Source organism: Gordonia insulae, from assembly GCF_003855095.1.
Lineage (GTDB): Bacteria > Actinomycetota > Actinomycetes > Mycobacteriales > Mycobacteriaceae > Gordonia > Gordonia insulae.
In genome coordinates, this window is sequence record NZ_CP033972.1 from 4,791,196 (window position 1) to 4,807,628 (window position 16,433).

The 16,433-nt window shown below is 68.0% G+C and carries 13 protein-coding genes; 6 read left to right on the forward strand and 7 right to left on the reverse strand.

Translation table 11 applies throughout. From position 1 onward, the window contains the following. Positions 1-23 precede the first annotated feature (23 nt). A complete protein-coding gene (locus tag D7316_RS21855) occupies positions 24-1,577 on the forward strand; it encodes an adenylate/guanylate cyclase domain-containing protein (protein ID WP_124710135.1) in 1,554 nt (517 codons plus the stop codon). A gap of 36 nt (positions 1,578-1,613) precedes the next feature. On the opposite strand, the gene D7316_RS21860 is transcribed toward D7316_RS21855, so the two are convergent. Next, positions 1,614-3,209 (reverse strand): Na+/H+ antiporter, encoded by a 1,596-nt coding sequence (locus D7316_RS21860; protein WP_124710136.1) that lies wholly within the window; start codon positions 3,207-3,209, stop codon positions 1,614-1,616. Between D7316_RS21860 and D7316_RS21865 the strand changes: the two genes are divergently transcribed. The 4 genes from D7316_RS21865 (at position 3,169) to D7316_RS21880 (ending at position 7,301) form a co-directional block, all read left to right on the forward strand. Next, on the forward strand, positions 3,169-3,645 hold the full coding sequence (locus D7316_RS21865) for a UBP-type zinc finger domain-containing protein (RefSeq protein ID WP_408610034.1): 477 nt from the start codon (positions 3,169-3,171) through the stop codon (positions 3,643-3,645). The two genes, D7316_RS21860 and D7316_RS21865, sit on opposite strands and share 41 nt — an antisense overlap. Before the next feature lie 89 nt (positions 3,646-3,734). After that, positions 3,735-5,366, forward strand: a complete 1,632-nt coding sequence (gene purT / locus D7316_RS21870; protein ID WP_124710137.1) for a formate-dependent phosphoribosylglycinamide formyltransferase — start codon at positions 3,735-3,737, stop codon at positions 5,364-5,366. 3 nt (positions 5,367-5,369) lie between these two features. Then, positions 5,370-5,849 (forward strand): DUF456 domain-containing protein, encoded by a 480-nt coding sequence (locus tag D7316_RS21875; RefSeq protein WP_124710138.1) that lies wholly within the window; start codon positions 5,370-5,372, stop codon positions 5,847-5,849. Positions 5,850-5,999: 150 nt separating this feature from the next. After that, positions 6,000-7,301 carry a ClC family H(+)/Cl(-) exchange transporter gene (locus tag D7316_RS21880; RefSeq protein WP_164473888.1) on the forward strand — a complete coding sequence of 434 codons (1,302 nt, stop codon included), beginning with the start codon at positions 6,000-6,002 and terminating at the stop codon, positions 7,299-7,301. Between the two features lie 92 nt (positions 7,302-7,393). On the opposite strand, the gene D7316_RS21885 is transcribed toward D7316_RS21880, so the two are convergent. The 4 genes from D7316_RS21885 to D7316_RS21900 form a co-directional block, all read right to left on the reverse strand. Continuing rightward, on the reverse strand, positions 7,394-9,715 hold the full coding sequence (locus D7316_RS21885; RefSeq protein WP_124710139.1) for an FdhF/YdeP family oxidoreductase: 2,322 nt from the start codon (positions 9,713-9,715) through the stop codon (positions 7,394-7,396). A 219-nt stretch (positions 9,716-9,934) separates the two neighbouring features. Beyond that, positions 9,935-10,816: an ABC transporter ATP-binding protein gene (locus tag D7316_RS21890; protein ID WP_124710140.1), complete on the reverse strand. Its 882-nt coding sequence runs from the start codon at positions 10,814-10,816 to the stop codon at positions 9,935-9,937. After that, positions 10,813-11,937, reverse strand: a complete 1,125-nt coding sequence (locus D7316_RS21895; RefSeq protein ID WP_124710141.1) for a FecCD family ABC transporter permease — start codon at positions 11,935-11,937, stop codon at positions 10,813-10,815. The genes D7316_RS21890 and D7316_RS21895 overlap by 4 nt, the downstream gene beginning before the upstream one ends. Continuing rightward, positions 11,934-12,983: a FecCD family ABC transporter permease gene (locus D7316_RS21900; RefSeq protein ID WP_124710142.1), complete on the reverse strand. Its 1,050-nt coding sequence runs from the start codon at positions 12,981-12,983 to the stop codon at positions 11,934-11,936. The genes D7316_RS21895 and D7316_RS21900 overlap by 4 nt, the downstream gene beginning before the upstream one ends. A 188-nt stretch (positions 12,984-13,171) precedes the next feature. On the opposite strand from D7316_RS21900, the gene D7316_RS21905 reads away from it, so the two are divergent. Continuing rightward, complete coding sequence (locus D7316_RS21905; RefSeq protein WP_124710143.1) at positions 13,172-13,657, forward strand: hypothetical protein; 486 nt, start codon at positions 13,172-13,174, stop codon at positions 13,655-13,657. Positions 13,658-13,779: 122 nt separating this feature from the next. On the opposite strand, the gene D7316_RS21910 is transcribed toward D7316_RS21905, so the two are convergent. Further along, positions 13,780-15,177, reverse strand: a complete 1,398-nt coding sequence (locus D7316_RS21910; RefSeq protein ID WP_124710144.1) for an FAD-dependent oxidoreductase — start codon at positions 15,175-15,177, stop codon at positions 13,780-13,782. A gap of 149 nt (positions 15,178-15,326) precedes the next feature. Next, on the reverse strand, positions 15,327-16,364 hold the full coding sequence (locus D7316_RS21915) for an ABC transporter substrate-binding protein (protein WP_124710145.1): 1,038 nt from the start codon (positions 16,362-16,364) through the stop codon (positions 15,327-15,329). Positions 16,365-16,433 lie beyond the last annotated feature (69 nt).

The window sequence follows — 16,433 nt, forward strand, 5'->3', positions numbered from 1 at the left end:
CAGTAGCAGCTTCGAGGGGCACGATGGCGCGGGGCAGCCGGGACTACGGATCGATCCTGCTCGGCTCGGCGTCGGAGCGTGGGTCCAGACAGCGGATCCGCATCCAGACGCTGCTGACCGTGTTCATCGTCGTCGCCAACCTGATCGGTGCGATCCTGGCGATCGCCTTGTCCGCGGTGGGTATCCCGCAGCCGTCGGTGTTCCAGGCGGATCTGTGGTGGGTCAACTTCATCGCGGTGCCGGTGTATGTGGTCGTCGCGTTCGTGGTGGGCACGGCACTCGGCACCGTCGTGGTGGTCCGCGATCTGCGCTGGGCGATCCGCGATCAGAAGCCGACCGCCAAGGACGCGCGCCGCGCGCAGCGCGCGCCCTGGCGGCTGGTGCTGATCCAGGGGGTGCTCTGGGGAGTGGCCACCGTCATGTTCACGATCATGTACGGGGTCCTGGACCCGGACCTGATCCCCAAGACGTTCTTCGTCGTCGGGTTGAGCGGTTTCGTCGTGGTGGCGGTGTCGTATCTGCTCATCGAGTTCGCGTTGCGTCCGGTCGCCGCGGAGGTCATCACCGCCGGTTACGGGCGCCGCAAACGCAGCGGGGTCCGATCGCGATCGATCGTCTCGTGGATCGTCGGGTCCGCCATCCCCATCGTCGGCATCCTGTTGGTCGTGTTCTTCGGCGCCTTCCGCGAGGACACCTCGAAGCTCGACCTGTTCGTCGGGGTCACCGTCCTGGCGGTGATCGCGCTGTCGACCGGGCTGCTGTTGACCGTGCTGATCAGCGTGAGCGTCACCGCGCCGATCCGAAGTGTGCGCAACGGTATGAAACGGGTACAGCGGGGTGAGATCTCCGACGACGACCTCGTGGTCTACGACGGCACCGAACTCGGTGATCTCCAGGTGGGGTTCAACGGCATGGTGACCGGACTGCGGGAACGGGAACGGGTCCGGGACCTGTTCGGTCGGCACGTCGGGCGCGACGTTGCCGCGGCTGCGCTGCAACGAGATCCGGAGCTCGGCGGCTCCGAGCGGATCGTCGCGGTGGTGTTCGTCGACGTGATCGGCTCGACCACGCTGGCCGCCGGCCGTACCCCGACCGAGGTGGTCGAGATACTCAACCGGTTCTTCGCGGTGATCGTCGGCGCCGTCGAGCGGCGGCAGGGCCTGGTCAACAAATTCGAGGGCGATGCGGTGCTGGCGATCTTCGGCGCGCCGATCGATCTCGACGACCCGGCCGGTGCGGCGCTGGCCGCGGCACGCGAGATCGCGGCCGGGCTCGCCGAGCGGGTGCCCGATCTGTCCGCGGGCATCGGCGTGAGCTACGGACGGGTCGTGGCCGGAAACGTCGGCGCCATCGAACGATTCGAGTACACGGTGATCGGCGACGCGGTCAACGAGAGCGCCCGGTTGTCGGAGCTGGCCAAGCGGGACCCGACGCGGCCGCTCGCCTCCGAGCGGGCCGTCGAGGCAGCGGGTTCGGAAGCGCGACGGTGGGAACGGCAGGAGGCCACCACCTTACGCGGGCGCACCGAGGAGACGGTCGTGTTCGCGGCGCTCGTCAGTGAACTCTCCGATCGCTGAGTCCGGGCGCTCCGTTTCCCGGTCGGCGCACCGGGATCAGAGGTCCTCGCGATCCATCTGTCCCTCCGCGAAGTCGAGGCGCCGCAGGGCGGTGCGCAGCACCTCGTCGTCGATGTGGCCCTCGTCGCGCTCGTTGATGAACACCGACCGCTGAATCCGCAACAGCTCGAGGCGCATTCGGTTGCCGGCGGCGGTGGGGCTCTCGCCGATGTCCTCCGGTCCGCGCCCGAGTTCCTCCCACGCGACGTTGCGCTGGGTGGTCACCCACTTGCGCAGCATCATGACCTGGTGCCGGTTCGGGTCGTCGTCGGCGAGTTCGGCCGCCATCTCGTCGAGCCGTCGCTCTGATTCCCGGGAGGCGCGGTCCTGGGCCCCGGCGAACGCGAGTCGGTCCTGTTCGGCGTCGTCGGCGGCCACCCCGAGCCGTCGGATCACCCAGCCGAGCGAGGTTCCCTGGATGAGTAGGGTGCCGACCACCACCACGAAGGTGAGGAACAGGATCTCTGCGCGCGCCGGAAACGTGCCGCCGGAATCGGTGGTCATCGGTATCGCGAAGGCGGCCGCCAGCGACACCACCCCGCGCATGCCCGCCCACCCCACGACGAACACCGCGCGCGGCGGTGGTTGCGGTTCGCGTTCACGGATCTTCGACGAGAACACGCGTGGCAGGTACGTCGCCGGGTAGACCCAGATGAACCGGACGACGATGGTGGCCAACAGAACCACCGTGGCATCGATGGCCACCTGTATCCAGGATTCGCCGGCGAGGCCGCGGATCAGGAACGGCAACTGCAGGCCGATGAGCAGGAACACGAACGATTCCAGGATCGCGTCGATCGACTTGCGGACCGCGTCGTCCTGCAATCGGGTGGCATAGCCCAGGCGTACGGACCGCTGACCCAGGAACAGCCCGGCGACGACCACCGCGATGACGCCGGACGTGTGGGCCTCCTCGGCGACGAAGTACGTCCCGAACGGCACGATGATGCCGATCGCGGTCTCCATCGGCGGGTCGGTGAGCCACAACCGGAGCCACGAGACGGCGTAGCCCACGGCCAAGCCGATGACGAGGCCGCCGACGGCGGCGATGAAGAAGGTCGACACGCCCTCCCACAGCGACGCGGTCGCGCCGACCGCCGCCGCCAACGCCACGCGGAACGCGGTCAGGGCGGTTGCGTCGTTGAGGAGGCTCTCGCCGCCGAGCAACGTCATCAGCCGTCGCGGCAACCCCACGCGCCGCCCGATCGCCTGAGCCGAGACCGCGTCCGGCGGGGCGACCACCGCGCCGAGCACGAGTGCGGCCGCCAGCGGCAGATTCGGCACGGTCCAGTAGGCGACCAGACCGACGACGATCGTGGAGAACAGCGGCAACCCGATGGCCAGCAGCCCGATCGCCCGGCGGTTGGCGCGGATGGCCTGGTACGAGCTGTCCTGGGCCGCCGAGTACAGCAGCGGCGGCAGGATCAGGAACAGTACGATCTCCGGGTCGAGCTCCACCTCCGGGGTGCCCGGAATCCAGCCGATACCCAGACCGACCAGGACGAGGATCAGCGGTGCCGACAACCCGTATCGGCGGCACAGGGCGGCGACGATGACGGCGACCACCGCCACCAGCAACAGCGATGCGCTCACCGGAGAAACCTATCCCGTCGAGGACGTCGGCGCGGTCCGTGTTGTGCGCGGAACCGGGATAATGGTCGGCATGCGCATCTTCCGACGGGGTTCCGACGACCGATCCGACAGCGCGGGGGGTGGTTCGTCGAGCAGCGGGACGTCCACCGGGACGTCGGCGCGATGCCCGGAACTCGGCACCTACGGCATCGACATCAACGCCGATCCCGGCCCGCGCATGGGCGACATCGGCGCCTGCGAGGAGTGCACGCAGCTCGGCGAACATCATTGGGCTCACCTGCGCATCTGCCTGGACTGCGGTCACGTCGGTTGTTGTGATTCCAGTCCGCGGCGGCATGCCACCGCCCATTTCGAGGAGAGCGGCCACCCGGTGATGCGGTCGGCCGAACCCGGTGAGGTGTGGCGTTGGTGCTTTCTGCACGAGGCGATGGGCTGAGCGCGGTATCGCCCGCGGCCCCGGGTGATCCTCGTCGAGGAACGCGATCTGCACGCTGTCGTGCGCTGAACTGCACGTAGGATTTGGGCATGACGTCAGACAGTCACAGCGCTCCCGAGGCGTCGGTGCCGGCCGGCGGGGAGGCCGCACCGGTGCGGGACGAACCCGACACCCCGGTGGCCGCACCCGCCGTGGGGCCACCCGCGGCGATCGGCACGCCGTTGAGTCCGTCCGCGACCCGGGTGATGATGCTCGGTGCCGGCGAACTGGGCAAAGAGGTGATCATCGCCTTCCAGCGTCTCGGTGTCGAGGTGATCGCGGTGGACCGTTACGCCGACGCGCCCGGTCACCAGGTCGCCCACCACGCCGAGGTCGTCGACATGACCGACGGCGACGCGCTGCTCGCCCTGATCGACCGGTATCGGCCGCATTACGTGGTGCCGGAGATCGAGGCGATCGCCACCGACGCTCTCGTCGAGGTGGAGCGACGTGGGCTGGCCGAGGTCGTCCCCACCGCACGCGCGGTCGTCGCGACGATGAATCGTGAGGGCATCCGCCGTCTCGCCGACGAGGAACTCGGCCTCCCGACGTCCCCTTATCTCTTCGCCTCGTCGTTGGAGGAACTCGAGGTCTCCGTCCAGGAGATCGGCTTCCCGTGTGTGGTCAAGCCGGTCATGTCCTCGTCGGGCAAGGGCCAGACCGTGGTCCGCGCACCCGCCGACATCGGCATCGCCTGGGACACCGCGACGACGGGCGCGCGGGTCGCGGGCGAGCGCGTGATCGTCGAGGGATTCATCGAGTTCGACTACGAGATCACGTTGCTGACGGTCCGCGCGATCGACCCGGCGACGGGCCGGTTGGCGTCGCATTTCTGTGCGCCGATCGGTCACCAGCAGGTCGCCGGTGACTACGTGGAGAGCTGGCAGCCCCACGAGATGAGCACTGATGCGCTGGGTGCGGCGACCTCGATCGCCGCACGTGTCGCCACCGCCATGGGTGACGGAAAACTGGGTGGCCGAGGCATTTTCGGTGTCGAGCTGTTCGTCAAGGGTGACGACGTCTACTTCTCCGAGGTCAGTCCGCGACCGCATGACACCGGGCTGGTCACCCTGGCCACCCAACGGCTCTCCGAGTTCGAGATGCATGCGCGCGCGATTCTCGGTCTGCCCGTCGACGTCACGCTGGCATCGCCGGGAGCGTCCGCGGTGATCTACGGCCAGCTTGACGAGCCGGCGATCGCCTTCGAGAACGTTGCCCGCGCGCTCGCCGTCCCGGAGACCGACATCCGGCTGTTCGGCAAGCCGGTCAGTCACCATCGTCGCCGGATGGGTGTGATCACGGCGACCGCCGACGACATCGCCACCGCCCGTCAACGCGCGGTGCAGGCGGCGTCCCTCGTGACGCCGGTGGCGGGACGCCCGTTCGAGCGGGCCGCACCGCCGCCGGCCGCCGCACCGGCCGTCCCCCCGACCGCGACCCGGCCGGCGCAGCCGCCACCTCCGCGTCCGGCAGCAGCACCGCGGGGTGCACCGGCCGGACCACCGCCGGGTGCACGGCCGGGGCCGATGCCGCCGCGTGGGCCGATGCCGCCTCGCGGTGTCCCGCAGCGCCCGGGTGGGCCACCGCCGCCTCGGCCGGTACCGCCTGCGGCCGGCCGGCCTGCAGGTCCGCCACCGCCGCCGCGTCCGTCCGGCAACCCGTCGCGCGCCTCGGTCGACTAGCCCGTGTCCCTGGGAGGGGAACTGCTCGTCGGAGCGGTCATCCTCGTCGGATTGCTGGGCATCGTCTTCCCGATCCTGCCCGGTGGATTGCTGGTCATGGCCGCGATCGGCGTGTGGGCGGCCATCGTCGGCGGGTGGGCGTGGGGGATCTTCGCGGCCGCCGCGCTGGTCATCGTGCTCGGCGAGGTCATCAAATATCTCGTCGCGGGCAGGTCACTGAAGTCCGACGGCATCCCGAACATCACCATCGCGGTCGGTGGCGTGCTCGGCATCTTCGGGTTCTTCGTGATCCCGGTGATCGGTCTGTTCATCGGCTTCGTCCTCGGGGCGCTGCTCGCCGAACTCGTCCGCACCCGCAACCTGCGCGCGGCCTGGCGGGGAGCGGTGTCCGCGTCGAAGGCGGCGGTGATCACCATGGGGATCGAGTTGTTCGCCGCGTTGCTGGGGACGGCGATCTGGCTTGTGGGAGCAGGGATCTGGTGACCCCGCCTGGAACGCCATCGCCGGCAGCACTTTCTCACCGCAGGCGTCGTCGGTCGCCGGCTCACTGGCGAACCCGCATCGGCAGAGGAGGGACGCGTGGTCGAACGGTCGGCGGAGGATGCCACATCTCCGGCATCTCCATCCCGTGGCATGGTGCTGCTGTGCGTACTCGCCGTCGCGGCCGGGATCGCCATCGGATTCGTCGGTGGGGTGTTCCGTTGGTGTCTACGGCATCTCGATCAATGGCGGGTCGACGTGCTGCAGTGGTCAGCAGATCTCCCGGGGCCGGGGTGGCTCATACCGATTGCCGTCACCGCCGTGGGCGCGACGATCGGCGCGATCGTCGTCCGGGTCGTCCCGCTGGCGGCGGGGAGCGGGATTCAGCATGTCGAGGCCGTTGACCGCGGCGAAGCCGATCCTCCTCCGCTGCGGGTGGTGCTGGCAAAGTTCATCGGCGGGTTGATCGCGATCGGCTCCGGGCTGATCCTCGGTCGTGAGGGTCCGACCGTACACATGGGTGCGGCCATCGGTGCCGAGGCAGGCAGACGAGCACGCCTGGGCGTCAACGACATCCGGCTCATGCAGACATCGCTCAGCGGCGCCGGCCTCGGGGTGGCCTTCAACGCACCGATCGGTGGCGCGCTGTTTGCCTTCGAAGAGGTGGCCAAGAGCTTTCGACTCCGCCTGGTCATCCCGACGCTGCTCGCGGTGTCTGTGGCCGTGGCCTGCTCGCGCCTCGTGCTCGGAGACCGGTCCGATTTCATGGTGGCCGAGGTCGAGACGCCGTCGATCGTCGTCTTGCCGGTGTTCGTGGTGTTCGGTCTCGTGACCGGCGTCCTCGGTGTCGCCTACAACCGGGTGATCCTTGGCGCGATCGCCCTCGTGCGCCACTTCGGGCACGTCCCGCCCATTGCCAAGGCAACCGTGATCGGCGGCATCATCGGTGCACTCCTCGCGATCGACCCGTTGACCGCTGGGGGCGGGGACACGTTGTCCCAGCAGATCTTCGACGGCGGCAGCATGGTCCTCCCCGTTGTCGCAGGTCTGCTCGTGGTCCGTTTTCTCGCCGGACCGTTGTCGTATGCTGCCGGAACTCCTGGCGGACTCTTCGCGCCGATGCTGGCCGTCGGCGCACTCTGGGGCGTCTTGTTTGCCGCGCTCGCGGATCTGCTTCTCCCGGACGATCAGCCTTCACTGCGGATCGCCATGGTGATCGTGGGTATGTCCGCACTGTTCGGCGCGAGCGTGCGCGCACCCATCACCGGAGTGGTGCTCGTCGTGGAGATGGTCGCGACCACGAGTGTGACCATCCCGATGGCCGTCGCCACCGCATGCGCGGTACTCGTTGCGCACCTGGCGGGTTCGCCACCCATCTACGACTCGTTGCGCGAGCAGATGTTGGTGGACATGCCACCCGGGCCCGGCAATCCGGAAGGCACCGCCAGAGCGTGACCGTGCCGTACGGACGCCGGGATGGGATGTGACAGCATGATTCCCGCTGTTCGACTCTTCACTGGTGCCGGCTCACGTCCGGCATGCAGACGTCAGCGAGTGACCGGACGCCCGGTGGCGACCGGCTGCTCGCCGGGCTCGATCCGCACGATGACCTGCTTGGACGTCGGGGTGTTGCAGCCGTCGGCCACCGACGCGCGGGGTATGAGCGCATTGCCTTCGGGAAAATACAGTGCTGCGCAACCCTTCTTGGTCGGATACGAGACGACCCGGTAGCCGCGCAGAGCACGGTCGGGTTCGCCGGGCCACTCACTGAAGATGTCGACGGTGGCCCCGTCCTCGAGACCGAGCTCGGCGATGTCCTCGGGATGGAGGAACACGACGAACCGTCCGTTCGAGATCCCTCGATAGCGGTCGTCCAGCCCGTACATGGTGGTGTTGTGCTGGTCGTGTGCCCGGAGTGTCTGCAGCATCAGGCGGCCGGGTGGGCATGTCACGTGTTCCGGGTGATGGATGGTGAACTGCGCCTTGCCGCTCGGTGTGGGAAAGGTGCGCGAGTCGCGGGGCGGGTGCGGCAGCATGAAGCCGTGGTCGCGGTGGATGCGCTCGTTGAAGTCGTCGAAGCCGGGGATGACATGCTCGATGGCGTCGCGGATGGTGTCGTAATCCGCCTCGAACCGGCGCCACGGAATCTGCATGTCCCCCAACACTCGTTCCCCGAGTCGGCAGAGGATCGAGACGTCGGACAGCAGCCCCGGCGCGACCGGTGGCAATTCGCCACCGCTCTGGTTCACGAAGCACACCGTGTCCTCGACGGTGGTGATCTGTCGCCCGGTGGCCTGCTCGTCGTACTCCGTCCGGCCGATGACCGGCAGGAGTAGCGATTCCTTTCCGGTGACCGCATGGGATCGGTTGAGTTTCGTGGTCACCGACACCGTCAGGTCGACCGAACCGATGCCCGAGTCGGCACGGTTGGAATCGGAGATGGCCGCGATCAGGTTGCCCGCCATCGAGAACAGGACCCGGATCTCGCCACGATCGATGGCATTCATCGCGTTGACGGTGTCCAGTCCGTGCGCCCGGGGCGGCTCGAACCCGAACTCGGCTCCCAATGCGTCGAGGAACGGGTCGGGCATCTGCTCCCAGATGCCCATCGTCCGATCGCCCTGCACGTTGGAGTGTCCGCGAATCGGTGACGCGCCGGCCCCGGGTTTGCCGATGTTGCCCTTGAGCATCAGGAGATTCATGATCTCGGCGATCGTGCCGACCGCCTTGCGGTGCTGGGTGATACCGAGCGCCCACGTGATGATGGTCGCGTCGGAGTTCAGGTAGCGCTCGGCGAGTTCCTCGATCTCGGCGGCATCGAGCCCTGTGGCGGCGAGTACCTCGTCGTCGTCGAGGGCCAGGATGTGCTCGCGATAAGCCTCGAAGTTCTCGCAGTGCGCGTTGATGAAATCCCAGTCGAGGACGTTCGTCGGGTCGACCTCCTCGGCGAGCAGCACCCGCTTGGCGATGGCCTGGATGAGGTGCATGTCCCCACCGATCTTGATGTGGACGAACTGATCCGACAGCTTCAGGCCGTCGCCGATGATCCCGATCGGCTTCTGCGGATTCTTGTACCGCATCAGCGAAGCCTCCGGGAGGACGTTCACACCGACCATCTGTCCACCGTTGACCTTGGTGTCCTGCAGTGCATTCAGCATGCGTGGGTGATTGGTGCCGGGATTCTGGCCCATCACCATCACGAGGTCGGCATGGGCGAAGTCGTCGTAGTGGACCGTCGACTTGCCGAGGCCGATGGCCGGGGTCATTCCCGCGCCGGTGGCCTCGTGACACATGTTCGAGCAGTCCGGCAGGTTGTTCGTCCCGAATGCGCGGGCGAACAGTTGGAACAGGAACGCGGGCTCGTTGGTGATCCGGCCACTGGTGTAGAACACGGCCTCGTCGGGTGTGGCGAGACCACGGAGCTTGTCGGCGACGAGGTCGAGCGCCTCGTCCCAGCCGATCGGCCGGTAGTGGTCGGAATCGGCACTCTTGTACATCGGTTCGACGATGCGACCTTGCAGCCCGAGCCAGTACTCGGACTTGGTCGCGAGCTCGGACAGCGAGTGCTGTGACCAGAATTCGGTCGGGATGGTGACCGGCGTCGACTCCCAGACCACCGACTTCATGCCGTTCTCACAGAACTCGAGCGGTTTGCTCTTGTCGGGGTTCGCCCAGGCACAGCTGGGGCAGTCGAAGCCCTTCTTGTGATTGATGGAGAACGACACCTTGGCGGTCCGTTCGGCATCGAGCTCACCCATCGCCGGCACCATAGCGTGCTCGATGGCCTGCAAACCCACCGCCCAGGTGTGCGGCGGCCCGACTTTCAGGTGAGCATCGGTGAAATCGTCTGTGGGGGGTCGACGGGTCACGGGGATCCTCTCAGGCCGAAGATGAGGAAACGTCGGCCGAGGGCGCGGCACGACGACTTCACTGTGCCAAAGAATATCCGGAATCGGCTGTCGGCGCGGTCGGTGTGCGGAAGACTCGCTGGGACGGGTCGGCCCGTGGCGTCAGGATGGGGACACGGAACATTCCGGTGTACCGCGGTAGACGTCGTGGGCCGACCGACGCCGAACTGAACGACCGGGTCAGGCGCGTGCTTCCGGCCGGACCGGGTGCCGTGACCCGAGCGGCACGATCATCGGTGCGCCGAAGATCGGGTCGGCCATCACGTGTGACTGCAGACCGAACGCATCGAGCAGGAGCTCGGATGTGATCACCTCGGCCGGCGTGCCGTGTGCGACCACCTGCCCGGACCGCATCACGAAGAGCGAATCACTGTAGCGCGCAGCAAGGTTGAGGTCGTGCAGGACCATCACCACCGTCTTGCCGTGCTCGGTGCGCAGCGCATGCACGAGGTCGAGGATCTCGACCGAATGCGCGAGGTCGAGGTAGGTGGTCGGCTCGTCGAGCAACAACAGGTCGGTCTGCTGGGCCAGGGTCAGCGCGATCCACACCCGCTGTCGCTGACCACCGGACAGGGCGTCGATCGAGCGGTCGGCGAAGTCGGCGGTGGCCGTCTGTTCGAGGGCCCACTCCACCGCGGCCTCGTCCTCGGGGGTCGCCTGCTGGTACCACCGCTGGTGCGGGTGGCGGCCCCGGGCGACCAGCTCGCCGACGGTGAGTCCTTCGGGCGCAACAGGATTCTGCGGCAGCAGGCCCAGCGTGCGGGCCACGGTCTTCGGCCGCATGCCGTTGATGTCCTCGTCGTCGAGGTACACGGTGCCCGCACGCGGCGGCAACAGCCGGGAGAGTGCGCGCAGTAGGGTCGACTTTCCGCAGCCGTTGGGGCCGATGATGGTGGTGATCGCGGCGTCGGGGATGGTGATGTCGAGGTCGTCGATGACCACCCGGTCGTCATAGCCGACCCGGAGGCCTTCGGCTCGCAGCCGCGAGGGCGGTGCCGGGGCGCCGGCAACCTCCACGGCGGTGACGCCCGCGCCGTCGAGCCTCGCGTCGGAGTTGTTCATACCGTGGCCTTTCGGGACATCGCGATCATGAGGTAGATGAGGAATGGCCCACCGATCGCTGCGGTGACGATGCCCACCGGCAGGCCGCCGGGCAGGACCGTCCGGCAGAGCAGATCGCCGCCGAGCACCAGGAGCGATCCGAGAAGGCCGGAGGCGAGCGGGGTGGGCAGCGGGGAACCGGTGAGCCGCAGGGCGATCTGTGGGGCGAGCAGCGCCACGAACGAGATCGGGCCGGCCGCCGCCACACAGAGGGCGGTCACCACGACCGCGCCGATCAGCACCACCGTGGTGACCCGGCCGGCGTTGATACCGAGGCCGCGCGCGACGTCGGGACCGAGGCCGAGCACACCGATCGGCCGGGACAGTCCGACGACCATCACCACTCCGACGGCGAACGCGATGAGCGACGGCCAGACGTCGGACCACGTCGACTGGGACACCGAGCCGACCAGCCAGGTCTGGGCGCGCGCCGCGTCGCTGATCTGCGCGCGGGTGAGCATGTAGGCGGTGACGGCCTGCAGCATCCAGGTGACGCCCACGCCGATGATGACCAGCCGGAAGGGGTCGATGCCGATGTTCGAGGAGCGGCCCGGCCACGCGAGCAGATACATCACGATGGCGGTGACGAAGCCACCGATCAGGGCTGCGAACGGGATACCCGCACCGGCCAGCCACGCTCCCCATGACGTCGAGAAGGCGATCGCGGCGACCGCGGCGGCGCTCGCGCCCGCGGTGATGCCGAGGATGTCCGGGGTGGCCAGTGGATTGCGCGCGAGCATCTGGGTCAGCGCGCCGGCCATGCCGAATCCGAAACCGACCAGCAGTGACACCAGGGCGCGGGGCAACGAGACGTCGAAGACCACCACGTTCTCGATGCGGGTGCCGCCTCCGAGCAGCACACGGGCGACATCGACCGGACTCATCGGGTAGTCGCTGATACCGACACTGAGCAGGAAGAACAGCAGCGTGACGCCGACGCCGACCGCGACCACCGCGAGCATTCTCGGCCGGACGACCCACGACGACGGACCGACACGGATCACCCGCCGGTGACGACCTCGTCGCGGTGCGGGTTCCCCGGGGTCGGGGATCATCGGTTCGGGACGGATGTCGACGGTCATACGCTGGCCAGCTTACGTTTGCGGACAAGGGCGATCAGGAACGGTGCTCCGACCAGTGCCAGGACCACACCGACCTGGACCTCGCCGGGACGGGCGATCACGCGGCCGAGCACGTCGCAGACGAGGACGAGAACCGCCCCGAGGAGCGCGGAGTAGGGGACTATCCACCGATAGTCGGGGCCGGTGAACGCGCGTGCGATGTGCGGGACCACGAGGCCTAGGAACACGATCGGCCCGCAGGCCGCCGTGGCGGCGCCGACGAGCAGGGTGATGGTGAGGATGCCGACACAGCGGATCAGGACGACCCGCGAGCCGAGCGCCTTCGACATGTCGTCGCCGAGGCTGAGCACGTTGAGGAAGTAGCCGCTGCCCAGCGCGAGGACGAGTCCGAGGACGATGAACGGCAGGCTCGCCGAGAAGACGTCGAGGCCACGGCCCGTGGTGGCGCCGACGTTCCAGAAGCGCCATGCGTCGAGGGTGACGCTGTCGGACAACACGATCCCGGACGTGATGGCGAGCAGCAGCGCGGACAGTCCGGTGCCGGCGAGGATCAGCGTCAACGGGCTGGCCCCCGACAGGGCGGACAGGCCGAACACGGCGCTGGCCGCGATCAACGCGCCGATGAGACCGAAGGCCATGTAGGCGATCGGGCTCTGGATGCCGAGGACGTAGACGCCCAACACCACCGCACACGCGGCTCCGGCGTTCACACCGAGCATGCCGGGGTCGGCAAGTGGGTTGCGCGTGTGACCCTGGGCCAGCGCCCCGGCCGCCCCGATCGCCAGGCCCACCGCCAGGCCGAGCACCGTACGCGGGAACCGCAGATCCCAGACGATGCCGTACGTGTCACCGGCGCCCGGGGGTGCCGCGGGCGATTCGAGTACGACCCACGGGACCCCGTGGAAGTCGGTGAACCGCAGATGCGGCCATCCGCCGGCCTGCAGGGCATCGAGAACCTCCCCGACGCCCAGGGCGCGGGTTCCGATCGCGATCGAGGCGAACAAGGCGACCACGAGTACCGCGACGAGCAGCACTATTCCGGTCATACGACGCACAAAGGGTTACCTTACCAACGGTCGATGGGAGGCCTGCGGCCGCCGACCGCGCGCATGTCGTTTGCATAACGAAAGAGATACGAGCCTGTGAGGGAGCTGAGTGGTGCGTAACGATGCGCTTGGTGCGAGCCGATAGTCCCACCAGTCACACAGTCACGCCGACAACGGAGGAGAGGTTGATGAAGACATCACTCAAGCGTGCGGGGGCCGCAGTCCTGGCGACCGTCGGAATTGCTGCCGGCACACTCGCCGGGACCGCGCCCGCGCAGGCCGCGACGCCGGGCGACCTGCAGATCACCGGTGGCATCGAATGCCACTTCGGCCAGTGGGGTCAGCCCTGGAACAAGGCCTGGTACATGTACCGCTGGATGACCGTGAAGAACATCGGCGGTTCGACGATGCACAACGTGATCCTCAACGAGATCAACGGCGCATCGGTCCGGGTCAAGGAACTCAAGCCGGGTGCCACGATGTCCAAGTGGGACAACAAGGCCAATCGGTGGGTGCGCCCCATCGAGACCCGCTGGTTCGGTTGCTTCCCGGCGACCATCTCGGGCTGGACCTTCGGTGACGAGGCCGAGAACCTGACGAACAACTTCGGGTATTGGCAGAACTGGCGCAACCAGGAGAATCCTCCCGCCGCGAACAACACCGCGGGGAACTGACCCAGAGAGGACTGCGCGACGCGAGACGACGTCTCGCCTCGCGCGCCCTCTACCGACAAAACGGCGACCGGATCACCGGTCGCCGTTTTGCTGTCTGTCTGTCTGTCGGTCGGGCTCGGGCCTCAGGCCGTGGGGCGCGAGACCTTGTCGGGCTCCGACGCCGCGATCATGTCCTCACGCTCGACGACCTTCACGCGCTCGCGACCCTCGGCGGCGCCCAGGGCGCGCTCGTGCTCGTCGAGGCGGTACCAGCCGTCCCAGGTGGTGAAGGGAATGCCCTTGCTCTCGAGCAGCTCGATGACGGCGTCCTCGGAGGGCCGGCCCGGCGAGAGCAGCGCCTCGTTGGTCATGTCCTCGAGGATGCAGTCGACGGTCTCGTTCGCGTCACCCTTGGTGTGGCCGATGAGCCCGACCGGGCCGCGCTTGACCCAACCGGTGGTGTAGATGCCGGTGAGGTGCTTGCCCTCGTCGAAGACTCGGCCGGCCTCGTTCGGGATCACGCCGGCCTGCTGGTCGAACGGGATCTTCGGCAGGTTGTCGGACAGGTAGCCGACGGCGCGGTAGACGGCGCCCAGGTCCCAGTCGGTGTACTTGCCGGTCGGCTTGACGTTGCCGGTGCCGTCGAGCTGGGTGCGCTCGGTGCGCAGTCCGACGACCGTGCCGTCCTCGCCGAGGATCTCCACCGGGCTCTCGAAGAAGTGCAGGAACAGCTTGTGGATCGCGCCCTGCTTGGGGTCGCGGATCGCGTAGTTCTCGATGATCGTCGCGACCTGGTCGGTGATCTTGCTGCCGCGACGCGCGACGGCCGAACCCTCGTCGTACTCGATGTCCTCGGGCGCGACCACGACCTCGATGTTCGGCGAGTGGTCGAGTTCCTTGAGCTCGAGCGGGGTGAACTTGGCCTGTGCCGGCCCACGACGCCCGAAGACGTGCACCTCGACGGCCTTGTTGCTCTTCAGACCCTCGTAGACGTTGGCCGGGATCTCGGTCGGCAGCAGCTCGTCGCCGGTCTTGGCGAGCACACGCGCGACGTCGAGGGCGACGTTGCCGACACCGATGACGGCGACCTTCTCTGCCTCGAGCGGCCAGGTGCGCGGGAAGTCGGGATGGCCGTCGTACCAGGCGACGAACTGCGCGGCACCGTAGCTGCCCTCGAGGTCGACGCCGGGGATGTCGAGGACCCGATCATCGGTGGCGCCGGTGGAGAACACCACCGCGTCGTAGAGGTCCTGGAGTTCCTCGAGCGTGATGTCGGTGCCGTAGTCGACGTTGCCGAGCAGGCGGATCTGCGGCTTGTCGAGCACCTTGTGCAGCGCGGTGATGATGCCCTTGATCCGCGGGTGGTCGGGGGCGACGCCGTAGCGGATCAGACCGAACGGTGCCGGCATGCGCTCGTAGAGGTCGATGCTGACACCACGGTCCTTCGCGGTGTCGGACTTCATCAACGCGTCTGCGGCGTAGATCCCTGCGGGACCCGCTCCGACGATGGCAACCCGCAACGGGCGACTGTTGTCACTCATGGAATAGGTGCTTTCCGTGGCTCTGTAGGACTCCGCGAAGAGTCGGTCATGGTGGCCGCTGTTGCGGCGCCTATCCCTTCTACGGTAGGCGCTGATCGCCCACGACCAAAATCTCTTGTGAGGTTTACCTCACTCACACCGGCGGGTGGTCAGGATTTGCTCGCGGCCTGCGCGATCGGCCCGACCGCCTGATCGGCGACCCACGGAATCGTCAGCACAGTGGGCACCGACATCGCACTGCCGACCTGCTGGTCGAGGTAGACGGTCCGGCCCTCGGTCACGACGGGCAGCTTGGTCCAGGTCGGATCCTTCTTGAGTCGCTCGTTGGCGCCCTCCCAATCGACCGCGACGACGACGTCGACGTCGTTGAGCATGTTCAGGTTCTCCGCGGAGATCTCGCCGTAGAAACCGTTGGTGATGGCCGGCTTCAACGACTCCGGGAACGTCAGGCCGTAGTCGGCGAGCGCCTGACCGCGACCGTCCTGTGCGCTGAACACCGAGACCGCGCCGGTGGGCAGCGCGGAGATCACCACACCGGTCTTCCCGGCGAACTCGGGGTGCTTCGCGCGGACGCCGGCGAGGAAGTCGTTGGTCTCGCCGATCTTGGCCTCGGCCGCTCGGGGGAGACCCACGGACCGGCCGATCTCGGTGGTCTGCACGTCCCACGGGATCTGCCAGTTCGGGTACTCCTTGGGGCCGACGATGGTCGGCGCAGCCTTGCTGAGCACGTCGTACTGCTGCTGCGTGGCGGCCGCGCCGACCGCGGTCACCAGGTCGGGGTCGGTGGCGAGGGCCTTGGCGATCTGGTCACCGAACTGGGCGGCGGTCTGCGGCAGGATGACCGGCTCGGCGTCGCCCAGTAGGTCGGCGTTCCACGGTGCCGACCGCTGGGTGGGATCGGCGAACGGGGCGATGGTCGTCGGGGTGATGCCGAGCGCCAACAGGGTGTCGGCGTCTCCGACACCCATCGCGGCAACGCGTTTCGGGGCCGATTCGACGGTGGTCGTCCCGTATCGGTGGTCGATGGTGACCGGCAGCGCGCCCGCTTCCGGCGCCGGCGCCGATGCCGAGGTCGCCGAGTTCTCGTCGGGCGGGGTGCAGCCTCCGACGGCCAGGGCGGCGGCCGCGGTCACGGCCACGGCACCCAGACGGATCGGACGGGGGAGTCGTACTGGAGATGTGTGCATCGATGCCTCACGTCGACGTTGACCGGATGACCCCACCGTAACCACGCCGCCCGCCCCCGATGACGCCCG